We start from the raw sequence: 229 nt of genomic DNA, 5'->3' as shown, positions 1-229 counted from the left end.
AAAAAATCGCGCAGCAATGCTGTCGTCACCGGCTCGCTGACCGGCGGCGTTATAAGACGGAGAACCATGCTATCTCCCGTAATTTATAATAAAAACAATATGATAAAATCACTCTCTGACAGAATGATTCATGTTGCCCTGCAAGAACAGGCAAAACCGCCTTCTCTAGGCAAACTTAAGCAGCGAATTTAAGCAGTTTAATCGCATCAAAATCCTGCACACCACCGCC

The 229-nt window shown here is 45.0% G+C and carries 1 protein-coding gene; it reads left to right on the top strand.

What is annotated here, in order from left to right:
• Positions 1 to 192, top strand: a 192-nt coding sequence (locus HBA93_RS24030) for a hypothetical protein (protein ID WP_221724878.1), incomplete at its 5' end; no start/stop codon positions are given.
• Between the last annotated feature and the right edge of the window lie 37 nt (positions 193 to 229).

Origin of the sequence: Ochrobactrum sp. SFR4 (assembly GCF_019730395.1) — a bacterium.
Classification (GTDB): domain Bacteria; phylum Pseudomonadota; class Alphaproteobacteria; order Rhizobiales; family Rhizobiaceae; genus Pseudochrobactrum.
The sequence above is the reverse complement of the archived record's forward strand: the minus strand, read 5'-3'. Positions and strand labels throughout refer to the sequence as shown.